The sequence below is a fragment of the Gorillibacterium timonense genome, from assembly GCF_001457415.1.
In the GTDB taxonomy this organism is placed as follows: domain Bacteria; phylum Bacillota; class Bacilli; order Paenibacillales; family NBRC-103111; genus Gorillibacterium; species Gorillibacterium timonense.
On sequence record NZ_LN881723.1, the window covers coordinates 408,436 to 424,175 of the forward strand.

General features: G+C 55.6%; 18 protein-coding genes. All 18 read right to left on the bottom strand.

The features are described from left to right. Nucleotides 1-44: 44 nt before the first annotated feature. The 18 genes from BN2684_RS09680 to spoVAC all read right to left on the bottom strand — a co-directional run bounded on the left by BN2684_RS09680 (nt 45) and on the right by spoVAC (nt 15,735). Nucleotides 45-1,295: an MFS transporter gene (locus BN2684_RS09680; RefSeq protein ID WP_058301969.1), complete on the bottom strand. Its 1,251-nt coding sequence runs from the start codon at nt 1,293-1,295 to the stop codon at nt 45-47. Between the two features lie 3 nt (nt 1,296-1,298). Continuing rightward, nucleotides 1,299-1,922, bottom strand: coding sequence for a TetR/AcrR family transcriptional regulator (locus tag BN2684_RS09685; protein ID WP_058301970.1), 624 nt, complete (start codon nt 1,920-1,922; stop codon nt 1,299-1,301). Nucleotides 1,923-2,122: 200 nt separating this feature from the next. Next, a complete protein-coding gene (locus BN2684_RS09690) occupies nt 2,123-2,584 on the bottom strand; it encodes an NUDIX hydrolase (protein WP_058301971.1) in 462 nt (153 codons plus the stop codon). Between the two features lie 158 nt (nt 2,585-2,742). Continuing rightward, nucleotides 2,743-3,507 (bottom strand): class I SAM-dependent DNA methyltransferase, encoded by a 765-nt coding sequence (locus BN2684_RS09695; protein ID WP_058301972.1) that lies wholly within the window; start codon nt 3,505-3,507, stop codon nt 2,743-2,745. A 166-nt stretch (nt 3,508-3,673) separates the two neighbouring features. Next, complete coding sequence (locus BN2684_RS09700; RefSeq protein ID WP_058301973.1) at nt 3,674-4,588, bottom strand: CvfB family protein; 915 nt, start codon at nt 4,586-4,588, stop codon at nt 3,674-3,676. Then, entirely contained in the window at nt 4,585-4,926 is a 342-nt protein-coding gene (gene rsfS, locus BN2684_RS09705) for a ribosome silencing factor (RefSeq protein WP_058301974.1), read from the bottom strand. Before rsfS ends, BN2684_RS09700 begins: the two co-directional genes overlap by 4 nt. Beyond that, on the bottom strand, nt 4,923-5,504 hold the full coding sequence (gene yqeK / locus BN2684_RS09710) for a bis(5'-nucleosyl)-tetraphosphatase (symmetrical) YqeK (protein ID WP_058301975.1): 582 nt from the start codon (nt 5,502-5,504) through the stop codon (nt 4,923-4,925). Before yqeK ends, rsfS begins: the two co-directional genes overlap by 4 nt. Then, the gene (locus BN2684_RS09715; protein WP_058301976.1) at nt 5,494-6,081 is read right to left on the bottom strand and encodes a nicotinate-nucleotide adenylyltransferase; all 588 of its coding nucleotides are present in this window, start codon (nt 6,079-6,081) and stop codon (nt 5,494-5,496) included. The genes yqeK and BN2684_RS09715 overlap by 11 nt, the downstream gene beginning before the upstream one ends. A gap of 18 nt (nt 6,082-6,099) precedes the next feature. After that, a complete protein-coding gene (gene yhbY, locus BN2684_RS09720) occupies nt 6,100-6,390 on the bottom strand; it encodes a ribosome assembly RNA-binding protein YhbY (protein ID WP_058301977.1) in 291 nt (96 codons plus the stop codon). A gap of 11 nt (nt 6,391-6,401) precedes the next feature. After that, the gene (locus tag BN2684_RS09725; RefSeq protein WP_058301978.1) at nt 6,402-7,289 is read right to left on the bottom strand and encodes a shikimate dehydrogenase; all 888 of its coding nucleotides are present in this window, start codon (nt 7,287-7,289) and stop codon (nt 6,402-6,404) included. A 49-nt stretch (nt 7,290-7,338) separates the two neighbouring features. Continuing rightward, nucleotides 7,339-8,484, bottom strand: coding sequence for a ribosome biogenesis GTPase YqeH (gene yqeH, locus BN2684_RS09730; RefSeq protein ID WP_058301979.1), 1,146 nt, complete (start codon nt 8,482-8,484; stop codon nt 7,339-7,341). A 44-nt stretch (nt 8,485-8,528) separates the two neighbouring features. Further along, nucleotides 8,529-9,026 (bottom strand): YqeG family HAD IIIA-type phosphatase, encoded by a 498-nt coding sequence (locus BN2684_RS09735; RefSeq protein ID WP_058302522.1) that lies wholly within the window; start codon nt 9,024-9,026, stop codon nt 8,529-8,531. Between the two features lie 145 nt (nt 9,027-9,171). After that, on the bottom strand, nt 9,172-11,463 hold the full coding sequence (locus tag BN2684_RS09740; RefSeq protein WP_058301980.1) for a DUF4129 domain-containing transglutaminase family protein: 2,292 nt from the start codon (nt 11,461-11,463) through the stop codon (nt 9,172-9,174). Continuing rightward, complete coding sequence (locus tag BN2684_RS09745) at nt 11,463-12,704, bottom strand: DUF58 domain-containing protein (RefSeq protein ID WP_058301981.1); 1,242 nt, start codon at nt 12,702-12,704, stop codon at nt 11,463-11,465. Before BN2684_RS09745 ends, BN2684_RS09740 begins: the two co-directional genes overlap by 1 nt. A gap of 7 nt (nt 12,705-12,711) precedes the next feature. Next, on the bottom strand, nt 12,712-13,671 hold the full coding sequence (locus tag BN2684_RS09750; protein ID WP_058301982.1) for an AAA family ATPase: 960 nt from the start codon (nt 13,669-13,671) through the stop codon (nt 12,712-12,714). Between the two features lie 227 nt (nt 13,672-13,898). Beyond that, nucleotides 13,899-14,249 carry a stage V sporulation protein AE gene (gene spoVAE / locus BN2684_RS09755; protein WP_058301983.1) on the bottom strand — a complete coding sequence of 117 codons (351 nt, stop codon included), beginning with the start codon at nt 14,247-14,249 and terminating at the stop codon, nt 13,899-13,901. Beyond that, complete coding sequence (gene spoVAD / locus BN2684_RS09760) at nt 14,249-15,268, bottom strand: stage V sporulation protein AD (protein WP_058301984.1); 1,020 nt, start codon at nt 15,266-15,268, stop codon at nt 14,249-14,251. The genes spoVAE and spoVAD overlap by 1 nt, the downstream gene beginning before the upstream one ends. A gap of 2 nt (nt 15,269-15,270) precedes the next feature. Next, the gene (gene spoVAC / locus BN2684_RS09765) at nt 15,271-15,735 is read right to left on the bottom strand and encodes a stage V sporulation protein AC (protein ID WP_058301985.1); all 465 of its coding nucleotides are present in this window, start codon (nt 15,733-15,735) and stop codon (nt 15,271-15,273) included. Nucleotides 15,736-15,740: the final 5 nt, after the last annotated feature.

Below are 15,740 nucleotides of genomic sequence, written 5' to 3' on the forward strand. Positions count from 1 at the left end.
ATTCGAATGATTTGAATCGTTAGAGGATCTTGATAATCTACAGCTTACTCGGCAGCAGCGGCTTCCGCTTGTCGGGATAAGCGAGGCAAGGTCAAAGCAAACCATACGAATGCGGCGAGAATGAATCCGGCTAACAGCAAGTAGATGAACTGCAGCGAGACGGTTCCCGGATACAGCAGCGAAATCAAACCGAGCGTAATCGATTGGCCGAGCATGAGCACCGGATCGTTCCAAGCGGTCACCCTGCCCATCATGGTGGGCTCGACGATGCTCGGAATCCAACCGCCGATGGCCACATTGATCGGAGCGATGATGAGCCCCAGCAGCAGGACGAGGCTGAGATACAACCAAGGATTGTCGATAAAGCTGAGGACGATGATGAACCCTCCGGTGAAGAATAGCGCTACGATCATCGTCCAATGCGGTTTAAACCGTTTTACGACCATGGGAGCAAGTGCGCTTCCGATCAAGAGCCCGATCCCGAGAAAGACGGCGAAGAGCGACGAGAAGGTTTTATAAGCATCGCCAGCGAGCTTGTATTTCATCGTGAACATGGGTAGAACCGCGAACCCTCCGTTCATAAACCCGAAGAGGAAGAATCCGCCGATGAGGGACAGCAGAAGCTTGTTGCGAAGCACATACGCAAGCCCCGCCCGAAAGTCCAGCAGAACGCTCTTTATTCCGAGCTCCCGCCATACGGCCGGGCCTCCCGGTTGCTTGACGGCTGCCGGAAACGCACAGGTCTCAAGCAGGAGGCCCGCAATGAGAAACCCTGCAGCATCGATGCCGACCGCTCCGTAGATCCCGATCGTCGTATAGGCGACTGCGCCGAGACCGACTCCGAAGAGCATGAACACCCCGAAGAGCATCTGGTTTAATCCTGAGGCCGTGACATATTGCTTTTCCTCCAAAATCCCTTGAAGCAGAGCGGTTTCCGCAGGTGCATAAAACTTCGCAACCGCACTGCGCAGAAACAGAATCACGAAGATAAGCGGCAAAACACCGACGAGGATAGCTCCGATCAGAACGGCGGTCAGCCCAAGGCGAATCCAGTTGCTGTTGGCCGCAATCCGCTGCCGGTCGAAGCGATCCGCCAATACCCCGACGAGAAAGAATACCAAGAGTGTAGGCAGCGAATACATCAGCTCCGCCAGAGAAGCATAGCGGGGCTGTGAGGCAAAATGATCCAGCAGATAGAAGGCGAAGGCCATCGTTCCGATGATCGTGCTGAGCTGGGAAGCGAAGGAAGCGGCGAACAGGCGAACAAACAAGCGATTGCGGAATAAGTCTCTCATGGATTACTCTTCCTCCCTATTCTTCACTTGGAGCAGGTGATGGAGCATCATACTGAACCCTGCCGCTTGCTCGGATACCTTCAGAGGGCCTGTTCCAATAATCAGACTGTCGATATGCACGCCTTCGCTGACACTGACAATCATCCGGGCGATCGTATCCACAGGCAGCAAGGGCTGGAACTCTCCACGCTCGACTCCTTTATTCAAAAAGGCGGAAACAAATGCAACAACCCGTTCATATCGCTTCTCCTGCACCCTTCGCTTTTCTTCATTCCTACCTTTATCCAGGTAATACTCCATCAAGGCTATGGTTAAGGAATCTTCAACCTCAGAAGCTCCCATCTGCCCAAGCAGCTGCTCAATCGCCTGCCAAGCCGCCCCGCCCCCCGCGATCGCCTGCTCGAAGAAGCGCTCATCCCGCTCGTCGATCTGATCCAGGATTGCGTGCAGCATCTCCTCTGTACTGCCGAAGTAAAGATAGACACCGCCCCGGCTTAAGCCGGATTCTTCCACCACATCCTTCATCGTTGCCGCTCGGTACCCCACTCGACCGAACACCTTCTGCGCCGCTTGCAGAATCAGCTGACGTTTGTCCTCACGGCGCTCCTCCGTTATTTTTGGAGACATGGTACTCACCCCGCACCTATAAAATGACACTCATGTCATTATAATAAATGACAGGAGTGTCGTTGTAAAGCATTTTCCATATGTTAGGGGCGCTAAGCTTTGATTAGCCATTTTGACATGCAGTTCTCAGCCACGATGCGATGCCCTGTTCCACTTATAACGCTACTAATCAGCTGGGCGTACCGTTTGGACCGTTCCGTTCACTCTTTGTTCCAACCGAAGCTGGTAAACCATTTTCCGCTCAGCGTATTATCAAGAGCCTTTCGGACGTACGGGATGACATTCGGCGGTAATTCGTCTTTATGTACCCAGCGCAATTCATCGCATTTGTCTGGCTCTTTATTCTGAATTTCGCCCTTCCAGCTCGAACAGTTCAAGAAGAAATCGATCCGCTCTTCATCCGATCTCCGGTGCATCACACCTGCTACTTCGAGGTTATCCGGTTCAATGACAATGCCGGCCTCTTCCCAGGCTTCACGGATCATTGCGGCCTTCACCTCTTCCTCACCATCCAAATGCCCTGCGACTACGCTGTAGTTGCCATCCTCGTAGCCGGTTTGAAATCTTCGTAACAGAAGAATCTCTTCTCCGCGCCATAAAAACAAATGAACCGCGCAGGGCACCCTGTGCCGCTTACGCAGTTCTGCTTGATCGCTCGCCATGTGAATCCCTCCTGCTCTGCACATCAATTATCCTTAATGCTGACAGTGCTAGCCTTCTCACAGGCTTCACGGATCACCGCATCCCATAGAACCGGATATTATCACAGCGAACCGACTTCATCCGTTTCTCGAAGCTGGTTTGAAATCTGTGGCTCGATTTAGACTCTCGCCGGGTCCCCTTTGAACGCGACGAAAAAAGCTCTTTCCGTCTCCTGACTCACCGGGTTCCAGGTGAAATCGGAATAGAGATCGACTCGGCTGAAGCCGGCTTTGAGCAGCTCCAATCGCAGCCAATCCAAGGGATAAGCCCGCTGCTCATGGGTCTCCTCAATCCGGATGAACCGATCGCTCTTCTCCTCTTGGGCGAAGATCGTCAGATCATGCGTGATCGTCATCGTCTCTTCTTCCAGGTCGCAATACCAGAGATAAGCGACATCCTCCTCGTTGAGGAGAAAGGGCTGTTCCTCCGCATAAATGCGGTAGCGATGCTCCGTGTTCACATCAAAGATGAACAAGCCACCCGGAGCAAGCCCTTCCCAGGTCGCCCGAAAAGCAGCGGCGATGCCATCCTCTTCGGTCAAGTAATTCAAGCAGTCGCAGAGAGAGAGCACGGCATCGACCTTACCCGGCAGCTCCCATTCGCGCATGTCCTGTTCGAGCCAGGTAATCCCGGCCAGTCCTTTGCTCTCGGCCTTCCGCCGTGCCATTGCCAGCATGTCGGCGGACAGGTCGATCCCTGTAACCGGATAGCCGCGCTCCGCAAGCGGTAGAGAGAGCGTCCCCGTCCCGCAGCCGAGATCGACTACTTGCGAGGGTTGAATCCCGTACAGCCTCCAGCACTCCTCTACGAAGGCCAGCCAGTCGCTGTAAGGCATGTCTTCCATAAGCCGGTCATATACCGAAGCAAAATGTCCATACGCCACCCGGCGTCTCCCTCCAATCGTATGCAAACACGAAAAAGAACGGTCTTCGCCACATCCGCGCTCCGTTCCTTTTTCGCCGTAATCAGCAAACGCACATGTTCCGCATGACAGCTAGTCGCTCATCAGCACGGCTTAACGAACGCCCGCGCCTATTCCTCCGACGAGATTACTCCTGCCGAGTCTCGCTCTCCACAAGCTTTTTCCCGGCTGCGGTCAGGTACGTCCAGTTCTCGCGCTGTTCGATTAGGCCATCCTTCATGAGCTTGCCGAGCGCTCGCTTGAAGGCTCCCTTGCTGATTCCGAACTTGGTCATGATGATATCCGCCTGCGTGCTGTCCGAATAGGGCATCGCTCCGCCCGGACGCGCCTTCAACAGCTCCAGCACCTTGGTGGAATCCTCTTCGCGGCCTTTTTCCTTGGATTCGCGCATGGACACATTCGCCCGGCCATCCTCGCGAATGAATACGGGGCGGACCTTAACGGCTTCACCCACCCGCAGCATCCGAGTCCGTTCGCTGGTATGAATCATCCCGATCGCTCCAAAGCCCGCAACCCCGCCATCGATCACGACGAAGGTTCCCATCTGCAGCGGTTTATACACCCGCGCGTCCAACCATTTGTTCAACCAGGAGGTCGGCGCGGGAATGGACAGCGGGATCAGCTCCTTTTCCCCGGCCAGCTTGGCAACCAACCGGCCTTGCCGATCATGCGCCAGCACGACCCATACTCGGTCGCCTTTGAGTGGGCGCAGCTCCACAAGCTCTGGCTGCTCCGAAAAAGGCAGCAGCAGATTGCGTCCGAGCCCCATATCCAGGAAGGTGCCGATGCGAGGATGGATGTCCACAACCGTGAGAAGCGCCACCTCATTCAAACGAATGAGAGGCTCCTTCATGGTCGCGGAGAGGCGGTCCTCGGTATCATAATAGAGGAACACCTTCACCGACTCACCCGGCTTGATGTCTCTTGTCTTCTCCGTATAGTGCAGGAGCACCTCACGGGTTCCGTCCGTGACAAAATAACCGTAAGGCGGTACTTCCTTGGCAACGCGCAGCGTGAGAACCTGCCCCGCTTCTATGGTCATACCCGCTCCACCGCTTTAGCGTCGGACCAAAGCTTTTCGAGCCGGTAATAATCCCGCTCGTCGCGATGAAAGACATGGGCGACTACATCTCCCAGGTCGATCAGCACCCAGCGGGCTTTGTCCATGCCTTCAAGGCCGCGCACCCGTACGCCGGACGCTTCGGCTTTCTTACGGATTTCCGTTGCAATGGCTTGTACCTGCGTCTCCGAATTCCCGTGGCAGATGACAAAGTAATCCGCAATGAGTGAAACCCCTCGGAGATCGAGGGCGATCAGGTCCATCGCTTTCTTGCTGTCCGCGGCATCCCATACGAGATCCAGCAGTTGTTGTTCGTTCATCGGTTGTCCCTCCTGTCCCGGATCTCGTCGATCAGGGCGTTTCTCGATAGCAAAGTGAGTGGGTAGATTTTCTCTCCCTTGGTTAACAAATAGCGCATGGTGGAATCGAAACCGGCGACAAGCGCTTTCTCCACACTCGTCTCCGCGAGCTTACGGATGGCGACCACCTCGGGATAATCCCGGCCCGGTTCGATGTAATCGGCCAGGCAAACGACCTTTTCCAGCATGGTCATGCCCACTCGGCCCGAGGTATGATAGCGGATGGCGTTCAGCACATCCTCGTCCTCGATCCCGAACTCCTTGCTCACCACATAAGCTCCCACTGGAGCATGCCAAAGCGGCTTGTCGTACTGCAGCAGCTCGTTCGAAAGCTCGCTCTCCAACACGACGAGCCGCTGCCGTTCCGTCGGCCAATATTTGCAATAATCGTGCAGCAATCCGGCGAGCTCCGCCTTGTCTGGGTCGGCCCCATTCTTCTTCGCCAGCTCCTTCGCCGATTGCATGACGCCGAGCGTATGTTGCCAGCGTTTCGCCGGCAGCTCCCGACGGACCGCTTCCATCAGTTCTTCACGTCTCATAAAGACGGTTCACCTCCATGTAATCCAGCACCGGAGCGCTGACGAGATAGCGAACGGATAAGCCCTCCCGTATCCGCTCGCGGATATCCGTTGAGGAAATATCCATTTGCGGCATAGGCACGATGGTGATCCGCTCCTGCAGCATCGGCTCGAGTTCATCCACACGCAGGACAAAACCGGGTCTCGCCACCCCGATGAATTGGACGAGCTTAGCTAAATCCCCGATGCGATGCCATTTGGGCAAATACATGATCATGTCCGCCCCCATGATGTAGGAAAACTCCGTACCGGGATAAAGCTGCATCAATTCCGTGACCGTATCCACCGTATAGGAAGTGCCGCCTTTGACCAGCTCGTAGTCCATGACACGAAAGCGGGGATTGTTGTCTGCCGCTCGTTTCACCATTTCAAGCCGATGCTCGGCTGATGCGAGGGGAGCATGAAGCTTATGCGGAGGGATACTTGCCGGCATGAGCCAGACTTCGTCCAGCGAGCAAGCTTCTCCGACTCGTTCCGCCGCAAGAAGATGTCCGAGATGGATAGGGTCGAAGGTCCCTCCCATGATGCCGATCTTCATGCCAGAGTCCCTCCCGATTTACGGCAGCTCAATGGTCTTGTTCTCCCGGGATTCTTTGTAGAGGACGATGGTCTTGCCGATCACCTGCACAAGCTCGGCTTCCGCTCCGCTCGCCAGCTCTTCCGCTACCTCGCGGGCATCGTCGGAATTGTTGTTCAGGATCGACACCTTGATCAGCTCCCGGACCTCCAAGGCTTCATCAATATGACGAATCAAATGATCGTTTACGCCGCCCTTCCCGACTTGAAAAATCGGAGTGAGATGATGGGCGAGCGAGCGCAGATGGCGCTTTTGTTTACCGGTTAACATAATTTTACCCTCTATTCTTTTGAAATAACATCGGTTTTTGCGGCGAGCGCCGACTCCACTTCCTCGCGCATCGCATCGACAGGCGCCGGTTGGCCGGTCCACAGCTCAAAGGCGTAAGCGCCCTGATGGATGAACATGCCGAGGCCGCCGTGAATGGCGCAGCCCTTCTTCTCCGCCTCCGCGAGAAACAGCGTTTTGCGCGGATTGTAGACAATGTCGCTTACGAGGAGCCTTGGATTCAGCAGCTCCGGAGGTAATGGACTTTCGCCTACATAGGGATGCATGCCTGCTCTTGTCGTATTCACAACGAGATCGGCCTCGCAGAGCGCTTCCTCGGCTCCCTCTAGACCCGTTCCCTTCAAACGTGCGGGATCTGGAAAAGCCGCTGCAAGTTCAACCGCGCGTTCCGCCGTACGGTTGACGATGATGATCTCCGCTGTCCCCTCGCGGTGCAAGGCCCATACGATCCCACGTGCAGCCCCACCGGCACCGAGTACCACAACCCGTTTGCCGGCAGGATCGAAGCCGGTCTCTTCCTTTAGAGACCGGACATACCCGATCCCGTCTGTATTATAGCCCGTCAGACGGCCTCCATCGTTCACGATGGTATTGACCGCACCGATCAGGCGAGCACTCTCGTCCACGGCATCCAAATGCTCCATCACGTCCACTTTATGCGGAATCGTGACATTCACTCCACGAATGCCAAGCGCGCGAATGCCCTTCACGGCATCCGGCAGCTGTGCTGGAGTGACATGAAACGCCGTATAGACAGCGGCCAATCCCGTCTCGGCAAAAGCCCGGTTCAGCATCCGCGGAGACTGCGAATGTGCCACCGGGTCGCCGAATACGCCATAAAGAACGGAACGAGAATCAATCGGTCGTGGCTCCTTCGTCAACAGTCATTCCCCCTTGGATGTAAGCCATGCTTTTTATGTTGGCAGCGTACTAGATTAAAGCGGGCCGCTGCGCGACCTTAACGCCCTTCGGCGCCCATATCACGAGCTCGGCGCCGGATTCTCCATTGGCGGTGATCCAGCCAAGCCCCGAGATCAGCACATCGGTTTTGCTTCCCCTTTGAATCCGCACCGCATGCTTGACCAGAGGAGGCAGCTCCTCCAAGTGTTCGAGAGCGGGAGGCTGCAGTAGTGTTCCTTTATGCTCGGCATAGAGCTCGTCCGCCCTCTCCAGCTTGGTCCGATGCAGCTTAAGCGCATCTGAGACGTAACAGGTGAAGGATTGACGGTCTCCCCGAACGAAATCCATGCGGGCTAGCGCCCCGAAAAACAGCGTCTGTTCTTCGTTCAATTGGTATACCATCGGCTTCAATGCCGCATTCGGCAAAATGACCGGCAGCTCCTTTTTGTTCACAAGCTCCGTTACCCGATGTTGGTAAACGATCCCCGGCGTATCGATGATCGCCTTGCCGTAATCGAGCGGGATGCGGACGAGATCGAGCGTCGTCCCGGGATAAGGCGAGGTGGTCAATTCCGCATTCAAATCGCTGTAATCCCGGATGAGACGGTTGATCAGGGTAGACTTGCCCACATTGGTCGCACCTACCACATAGACGTCCCGTCCTTTGCGGTGAGCGTCCATCCGTTCAAGCAGCTGATCAAAGCCCGTGTTCTTCTTGGCGCTGACCAGCACGATATCAACCGTCTTCAACCCGAACTCCTTCGCCTGCCTCTGCGCCCAGTTCAGGATACGGTTCGGATTGGTCGCTTTTGGAAGAAGATCCGTCTTGTTGACGGCAAGCAGCACCGGATTGTTGCCGATAAAACGCTGCAGACCGGGGATCAGGCTTCCTTCGAAGTCAAACAAATCGACGATGTGCACGACCAGGCTGCTCGTATTGGCAATGCCGCTGAGTATGTTCAGGAAGTCGTCCTGGTTAAGGGTCGCTCCGGACAAATCATTGTAATGCTTGATGCGGAAGCAGCGCTGACAGATCACCGGCTCCTTCCGAAGCGCCTGCTCTGGCACAAACCCAAGCTTAGCCGGATCCTCGGTCTGCAGCTTAACTCCGCAGCCTTCGCATTTAAGCGGCTCATTCTCCTGCCGTACGGGTGAAACGTCTTCACGCGAATTCATCTGTCAGTCCTCCTGGGAGAGCCCAGCATACGGGCGAGCTCTCCTCATGTGTTTTTGTTTAAGAGCCGGACGAGCTTCTCGATCTGGCGGTTCACTCGCGTGAAGAAGCCTTCTTCCTGCAAAGCGATCGGTTGAACGAGCACGGTGTAAAGGCCGAGACGATTGCCTCCCAGTACATCCGTCAGCATCTGGTCTCCCAGCACGAGCACCTGCTCCGGTTCCAGATCGAGAAGAGAGAGTGCGCGATGAAAAGCGGCGCTACGCGGCTTGCGAGCGCCATATACGAAGGGAATGCCGAGCGGAGTGGCAAACTTGCTCACCCTCGCCTCCCCATTATTGGAGAGCACGACGACCTTGAAGCCAAGATCCTGAAGCTCGCTCAGCCATTTGATCAGCTCCGGCGTCGCCAGCGGAGTCCTTGCGCTCACTAAAGTATTATCCAAATCCGTAATGATTCCCCGGATTCCTTGCTCCCACAGCTCGGTTAAAACCAGCTCATAAATGGTTGCAATCTGCTGCCGGGGAATCAGCTTGTTCAGCAATCCGTTCACCTCAAATGCTTCATAGTACACCAAACTATACCATACAAGTCCATTTTAGCGCAAAATCAACTTTTTACCGCCCAGAACGGAAAAACCGCCCGCAGAAGCGAGCGGCGAAATGAATTCCGGTCAGGGATATGCTCCCTTACATCTCCTTGCGGAGCTTGCGAACAATGCCTGCGGCTCGGGCCGCTTCTTCCTCGGTGACGACTCGAGAGCTGTACTTGGCTTTCTCGAACAGGGCGATCAGCTTGTCGAAATCCTGCGAGAGCCACGCGTCCTTCACCCTCCACCGGTTCAAGGTTTCCCTGGCTGTCTCATGATCGAGTACGGGGAACCCACGGCGGCGGAAATAACGCAGCAGCTTCTCAAATTCTTTGATCAATTGGCGGTTATAATTCGTTTCCGCACGATTGCGGAATGAGGAGAAGCTCCCCTTGCGCAGAATCCAGCGTCCCCGCCGATAACCGGCATAGTACCAAATGCCGGCAGCGGCAACCAGCAATAGGATCGTTGCGCTCGTTATCCAAAGCCCGATATGTCCATTCGTTTGCTCCGTCGGATTGGTCGTCGTTTCATCGATCGGCGTATCGTCCACTACGGGATCATTCGCGGCTTGGGTCGAATCGACAGCATACGGCACCGAGAAACCGGAAGTCGGGTCAAAGGGGATCCAGCCATATCCGCTGAAATAGACTTCCACCCAGGAGTGAGCATTGGAATTGTGCACCGTGTATCGGCCCGCTCCATTCGGGTCCCGATCGACCATCCGGCTCATCATTTCCTGCGGTGACATTTCATCGAAGGGACTTGACCCAGATGTATAGCCCTTGACCCAGCGCGAAGGCAAACCGATAGATCGCGTCAGAACAGCCATGGCGGTCGAATAGTAATCGCAATAGCCTTCCTTGGTTTCAAATAGGAAGCGATCGACGAAATCCTTGCTGCTGCTGTTGCTTTCATCGGGTTGGTTGTTGTAAGGAAAGGTCGTCTGGAGATACCGTTCAATCGCTTTTGCTTTGGCGTAGGGATTGACCTCATCCTTTGTAAGCTCCACCGCCAATTGGCGTACGCGTTCCGGCACACTCTCAGGCAGCTCAAGATACTCGTCGAGCTCCTTCTTCTCCGGATACTCCGCTGGCGCTTCCTTAAGTCCCGCTTCATCAAGCACCGGCATTTCCGAGAGGATGGTATACGTCTTGGGCCTTCCATCCTCTCCCCAATGCATCTCCGACGAGCCCGGCTGCCAAACCGCCGGACTATACCCGATTTCCTTTTCATCGACGCTCTCCAACGCTTTCAGCTCGAAAGCCCCGAACAGCACGGGATATTTCGGAGATTTATCCAAAAACGTCACCGTCTGCTTCACTTCAATCGTCTTCCGTTTGCTGATGTCAAGGCGCGAATCGGCCTTCAACAAGTCGTTCTTCCCGCCGATTTCGCTTGCGTTCGACCGATCGCCGCCACTGTCCTTCCAGCCCTGCCCCGTATAGACATCCTTCGTCTCTCCGCGCCAATAGCTGCGGTAGGTCGTATCTACGGTGAAGACGGTCGCGTAATCATACTCGAATCCGCCGCCAAGAGCGGAATCGTCGCGGCTGTAGCCCGAGGTGGTTTTAACGCTTGGAAGGATCGGACTCGTCAGCTCTTTGAGCTTACCGGGAACCGTCACCGGCTCCCCCTCCCATTTTTTGTAGAGGGTATAAGGGTCGGTGAGCACATTGGTCACATCCGGCGCGAGCGTGCTGAGTCCAACGGTGACCGTCAGAAGCAGAACGATCGGCGTGATGAAGGAGATGGGATAATCGGCAATGTATCCCCAGCCTTCTGGGCTCTTGTCCTTCAGGTTGCTGAAGTGCCGGACAACGAGGAGAAACAAGCCGCAGAGAATGAGCCACGCTGCCTCATCCCACAGATACACCAAGCTGAACGAGTCCCGAAGCGCCATAACCAGAACGCCTGCGATGAGCGCGCTGACGATGCGCTTCTTGTTCCCCATCCACCAGATGGTAAACAAGTAGATGATCCACGCGCCGATACCGAACCACAAGTAAGGGAATAGCTGCTCCGCATTATAAAGGAACAGCTGGAACAACTGCCGGGTATTGTCCGTTTCCGCCCATACGGGTGTGTAATCGAGTGAGATGGCATAGAAAACAAGCAAGATAAGAAACTGCAGAGCTCTCTGCAAAAACCGGTTTTTCAGCCGGGCCGCTTCGGTCAGGAATACGATGGCAAGCGTTGAATACAAGAGAAGGATCGTTTTCGGCAAAAACCCTCCGTCCTCTTCGCCGAACCAATGAATGAACGAGATGAGAAACATACCGCTGAACAAAGCGGTAAAAATGCGCTGCCAATCCGCGGCAATCCCGCTGATGATTACGCGGCGCAGCGACCTTTTGGCGGGCCGCGACGCCTTCCATTCCATTTGCCGCATTACCCTCTCCCTCCCAACTGGACGGGCAGATCCTGCAGGCTGGCTACGGGATACGCAAGAAATCCCCGCGCCTGCATGAATTTAACCCAGGGCTGGTGGTCAAGTCCAGCTTCGGCGCCCGCAAGAATCTGGCAGCCGTTCAACTGCTTGTGATGAATCCAGTTCATAGCCTTCCATGCCCCCCCGTTCTTCTCAGGAGTGACCAGAACGGCGAGCATACCCGGTACGAGGCTGCGTCCATGCTCTTCCAGAATCCGGGCGAGCGGATAACTTCCATCGGCTTCGACCCCGATGAGATGGTCCATCATAGTCTTGAAGTGAAGGGAACCGGATTTCGGCTCGAATAGAGCGGCTTCTCTCCCGACGGACAAAAGCCCGACAGACAGCCTGCGCTTCTGACCGAATTCGAGCAGAGAAGCGGCTGTGGAGACTGCCAGCTCGAACGATTCCTTATCCGGGTACCGATCGCTTTGACGATCGAGGATGATCAAGGTGCTGAGCTCCGATTCCCTCTCGAACTCCTTGGACTTCCACGTTCCGGTGCGTGCGGTCGCATTCCAGTGAATGCGGGACAGCCGATCGCCGTAATTGTATTCGCGCACCCCGTTGATCTGGGTCGTTTCCCGCTGGGCGCGGGTCGTGATGGAATGATGCTGCACCCCTCGCATCATCTGCTTGAGACCGTTCCATTCCGAGATGGCAATCGTCTCGGGAAGTACGCTAAAGGAATGGGGGAGCTCGATGCGGCCGCGATGCTCGAAGACGCCGAAGACGTCGCCAGTGGTGCATTCCGTCCGTTCAAATCGGTAGTGCCCGCGGCGAAGCGGATGCGTTCGGTAGCTGACCTGGCCGTTTCGCTTCCAATCCGGAATTAAGGTCGTTTCAAATGTCGTGCTCCCTACTCCAAGATGGTGCAAGGTATCCCTCACGCCAACGTAAGGAAGCGGCCAGATGCCGGGTACGTGAACATCCACCGTGATGGCAAGCGATGTCCCGGCGCTCAGCATCTCCTTGCTTGCGCCCGAGACGCCGCGCTTTCCTTCCGCCTTCGCGATGCCGCTCCACCTTCCGAGAATAATATACACGCATAGAATCGCGACGATGATGAAGACCATATAAGCAAATTTGCCGCCCTGAAAAAGCAGAAACAAGAGACTGATCAGAAAAAAGGCGAGAATGAGGCCATAACGTCGGGAGAAGCGAACTTTCTTCGGCTCGTCGCGCCGGTAGCTCAGATTCAACTTTTCATCACCTCTGGAGCCGAACGGGAACCTTCACCTGTTCCAGCACGGAGTTCATGACGCTTTCCACGGTCAAGCCTTCCAGCCGGGCCTCCGAATGAAGCAGAAGCCGATGACCGATTACATGAGGGGCGAGAAACTTGATATCGTCCGGCAGAACAAAGTCGCGTCCGCGAAGGAAAGCGAGCGCCTTGGCTGCATGGCTGAGCGCCAACGTAGCCCGAGGGCTTGCACCGAGGAAGATTGCAGGATGCTCACGGGTGCGGCGAACGATGGCGATCGTGTACTTGCCAAGCTCTTCCTCCAAGTAAACCTGATTAACGCGCTCCTGAAGAGCGAGAACCTCTTCTACCTCCATGACTGGCTCCAGCGTCTCCACCGGGTGAACCTTGCTTTGGGAAGTGAGCATGCGGAACTCTGTCGCTTCATCGGGATAACCAAGGCTGAATTTCAGCATAAACCGGTCGAGCTGAGCTTCCGGAAGAACGTAGGTCCCCTCGAAATCGATTGGATTTTGAGTCGCCAAGAGCAGAAACGGTTTCGGGAGCTCGTGCGCAACACCGTCCACCGTGACAAACCCTTCTTCCATCGCCTCGAGCAGAGCGGCTTGGGTCTTGGTTGTCGCCCGGTTGATTTCGTCTGTGAGCAGAATATGGGTCATGACAGGACCTGGCCGGAAGATAAACTCCTCCTGCTTCGGATGATAGATCGAAACGCCCGTTATATCAGTGGGCAGAAGGTCAGGGTTGCACTGGATGCGTCGGTATTGGCCGTGAATGGAACGGGCGAGCGCCTTGATGAGCACGGTCTTGCCGGTTCCCGGAACATCCTCCAGAAGGACGTGTCCGCCGGAAAAGAATGCCGTAAGCAGGAGCTCAATCTCTTCGCTCTTGCCGAGAATGCAGGATTCCAAATTGCGCTTCAATCGCTCGATTGATGACGTTTCTTCCTTGCGTATTCCCTCCATGAGCAATCCTCCAATAGGTTTTGTATGAGAACGGATACGAAAAATTCAAACAGGCTGTTGTCGAAACTTTGTCGCTACCAAGTAGTTTACAGGATTTGAGAGTGTTCGTACACCGTTGCCACCTATAAAAATGTTTGGAGATTGTTTCCGATCGCATCGCACGGCGGAATGCAAAAAACTGCCATCCCGCAGGAAGGCAGCCCATCCGTTTTATTCAGAAGAAGCCATTAGCCCTTGGGCTTGCATACGAGGGCGGTCAAAAACGAGAAGATGATCGCCGCAGATATGCCTCCGCTCGTTACCTTGAAAATACCGGTTAGTATGCCGATCCAACCGTTTTCGTCGAATTCCACCAACGCGCCGTGCACGAGCGAGTTGCCGAAGCTGGTGATCGGGACCGTAGCCCCGGCCCCGGCAAACCGGATCAACGGATCGTACCATCCGATGCCATCGACAATCGCTCCGATCACAACCAGAGTCGCCATCGTATGAGCAGGCGTCAGCTTGAACCCGTCAATCATCAACTGCCCAATCAAGCATATGGCTCCTCCGACCAGAAAAGCCCACAAATAATCCATTACCTCTCTCCTCCTTCCGCTTCGAATGCCACCGCGTGAGCGACACAAGGAATGCTCTCCCCCTGCTGATAAGACAGAGGCGACAATAGCGCTCCCGTCGCTACCACGAGAACTCGCTTCAGCTCTCCCCGGCTCATCCGGTTGAACAGATGCCCGTACGTTACGGTCGCACAGCAGCCGCAGCCGCTTCCTCCTGCTTGAACCTGCTGCCTCTCCCGGTCGAAGATGAGCAAGCCGCAGTCGGAGAACACCGTCTGATCGATGGGGATCTGCCTTTCGGCGAAGAGATCGCGGGCCAGAGAATGGCCGATCTGAGCCAAATCTCCCGTGACAATTAAGTCATAATAGGAAGGCTCCAGCGCGAAATCTTCTAGATGCTGGGCGATCGTATCCACCGCTGCGGGGGCCATGGCCGCCCCCATGTTGAATGGATTCTTGATCCCCATGTCGATGATTTTGCCGATGGTCGCTCGCATCACCTTCGGCCCCTTCCCGGCAGCGCCGATGACGGCGGCACCTCCTCCGGTTACGGTAAATTGGGCGGTCGGCGGCTTTTGGGAGCCGTACTCGGTGGGATACCGGAACTGCTTCTCGGCGGTGCAGTTATGGCTGCCGGTGGCGGCGATCGCAAGATTGGCCGCGCCGGTGCTCACGAGCTGCGCTGCGACGGCTGCGCTCTCCATAGCGGTTGAACAGGCGCCGAAGACGCCGAGATACGGAATGCCGACGGTTCGGGCGACGAAGCTCGTGCTGGTGATTTGGTTCATCAAATCGCCGCCGACATAGAAATCGATCCGGCTTTTGTCCGCACCCGATTTCTCGATGGCCCGGTTGACGGCCCGCTCCAGAAATTGCTGCTCCGCCAGCTCCCAGCTCTTTTGTCCGAGTCGCAAGTCATCGTGCACCTGGTCAAAATCCGACGCAAGCGGTCCCTTTCCCTCTTCCGGCCCTACCACGGAGGCATAGCCGAGAACGACCGGAGGAGGTTCAAACCGCCAGCTTTGTTTGCCTTGCAGCATCTTTATCCCCCCAGCGAAAACAATCCGTGTATGATCCCAACGAAGAAGGCGGCGACCGTGCCAAACACGATGACGGCTCCTGCTACCTTGAACATGTTTCCGCCGATTCCATAGACCAGCCCTTCGCTTCGGTGCTCCATGGCTGCGGAACAGATGGAATTGGCGAAGCCGGTTACCGGAACAGCGGTCCCGGCGCCCGCCCACTGGGCGATTTTATCGTAGACTCCGCACCCCGTAAGGATACAGGAGATGAGAATCAAGACGGCCACCGTCGGATCTCCCGCCGTCTTCTCGGTGAAACCCCAATCCTGAAAAAGCTTGCGCAGAAACTCACCCAATACGCAGATCAAGCCGCCCACCACAAACGCAATGATGGAGTTGCGAACAAGGGTTCGCGGCGGCTCTTTGGTTTTCGCCAGCTCCTGGTATTTTTTTTGAACAGGGGTCGTTTTCTTTTTATTAGCCATTCCAT

Bases quoted from the DNA above. Each gene is read 5' to 3' on its own strand.
- BN2684_RS09680 (WP_058301969.1), bottom strand. From the start codon at position 1,295: ATGAGAGACTTATTCCGCAATCGCTTGTTTGTTCGCCTGTTCGCCGCT.
- BN2684_RS09685 (WP_058301970.1), bottom strand. From the start codon at position 1,922: ATGTCTCCAAAAATAACGGAGGAGCGCCGTGAGGACAAACGTCAGCTG.
- BN2684_RS09690 (WP_058301971.1), bottom strand. From the start codon at position 2,584: ATGGCGAGCGATCAAGCAGAACTGCGTAAGCGGCACAGGGTGCCCTGC.
- BN2684_RS09700 (WP_058301973.1), bottom strand. From the start codon at position 4,588: ATGACCATAGAAGCGGGGCAGGTTCTCACGCTGCGCGTTGCCAAGGAA.
- rsfS (WP_058301974.1), bottom strand. From the start codon at position 4,926: ATGAACGAACAACAACTGCTGGATCTCGTATGGGATGCCGCGGACAGC.
- yqeK (WP_058301975.1), bottom strand. From the start codon at position 5,504: ATGAGACGTGAAGAACTGATGGAAGCGGTCCGTCGGGAGCTGCCGGCG.
- BN2684_RS09715 (WP_058301976.1), bottom strand. From the start codon at position 6,081: ATGAAGATCGGCATCATGGGAGGGACCTTCGACCCTATCCATCTCGGA.
- yhbY (WP_058301977.1), bottom strand. From the start codon at position 6,390: ATGTTAACCGGTAAACAAAAGCGCCATCTGCGCTCGCTCGCCCATCAT.
- yqeH (WP_058301979.1), bottom strand. From the start codon at position 8,484: ATGAATTCGCGTGAAGACGTTTCACCCGTACGGCAGGAGAATGAGCCG.
- BN2684_RS09740 (WP_058301980.1), bottom strand. From the start codon at position 11,463: ATGCGGCAAATGGAATGGAAGGCGTCGCGGCCCGCCAAAAGGTCGCTG.
- BN2684_RS09750 (WP_058301982.1), bottom strand. From the start codon at position 13,671: ATGGAGGGAATACGCAAGGAAGAAACGTCATCAATCGAGCGATTGAAG.
- spoVAE (WP_058301983.1), bottom strand. From the start codon at position 14,249: ATGGATTATTTGTGGGCTTTTCTGGTCGGAGGAGCCATATGCTTGATT.
- spoVAD (WP_058301984.1), bottom strand. From the start codon at position 15,268: ATGCTGCAAGGCAAACAAAGCTGGCGGTTTGAACCTCCTCCGGTCGTT.
- spoVAC (WP_058301985.1), bottom strand. From the start codon at position 15,735: ATGGCTAATAAAAAGAAAACGACCCCTGTTCAAAAAAAATACCAGGAG.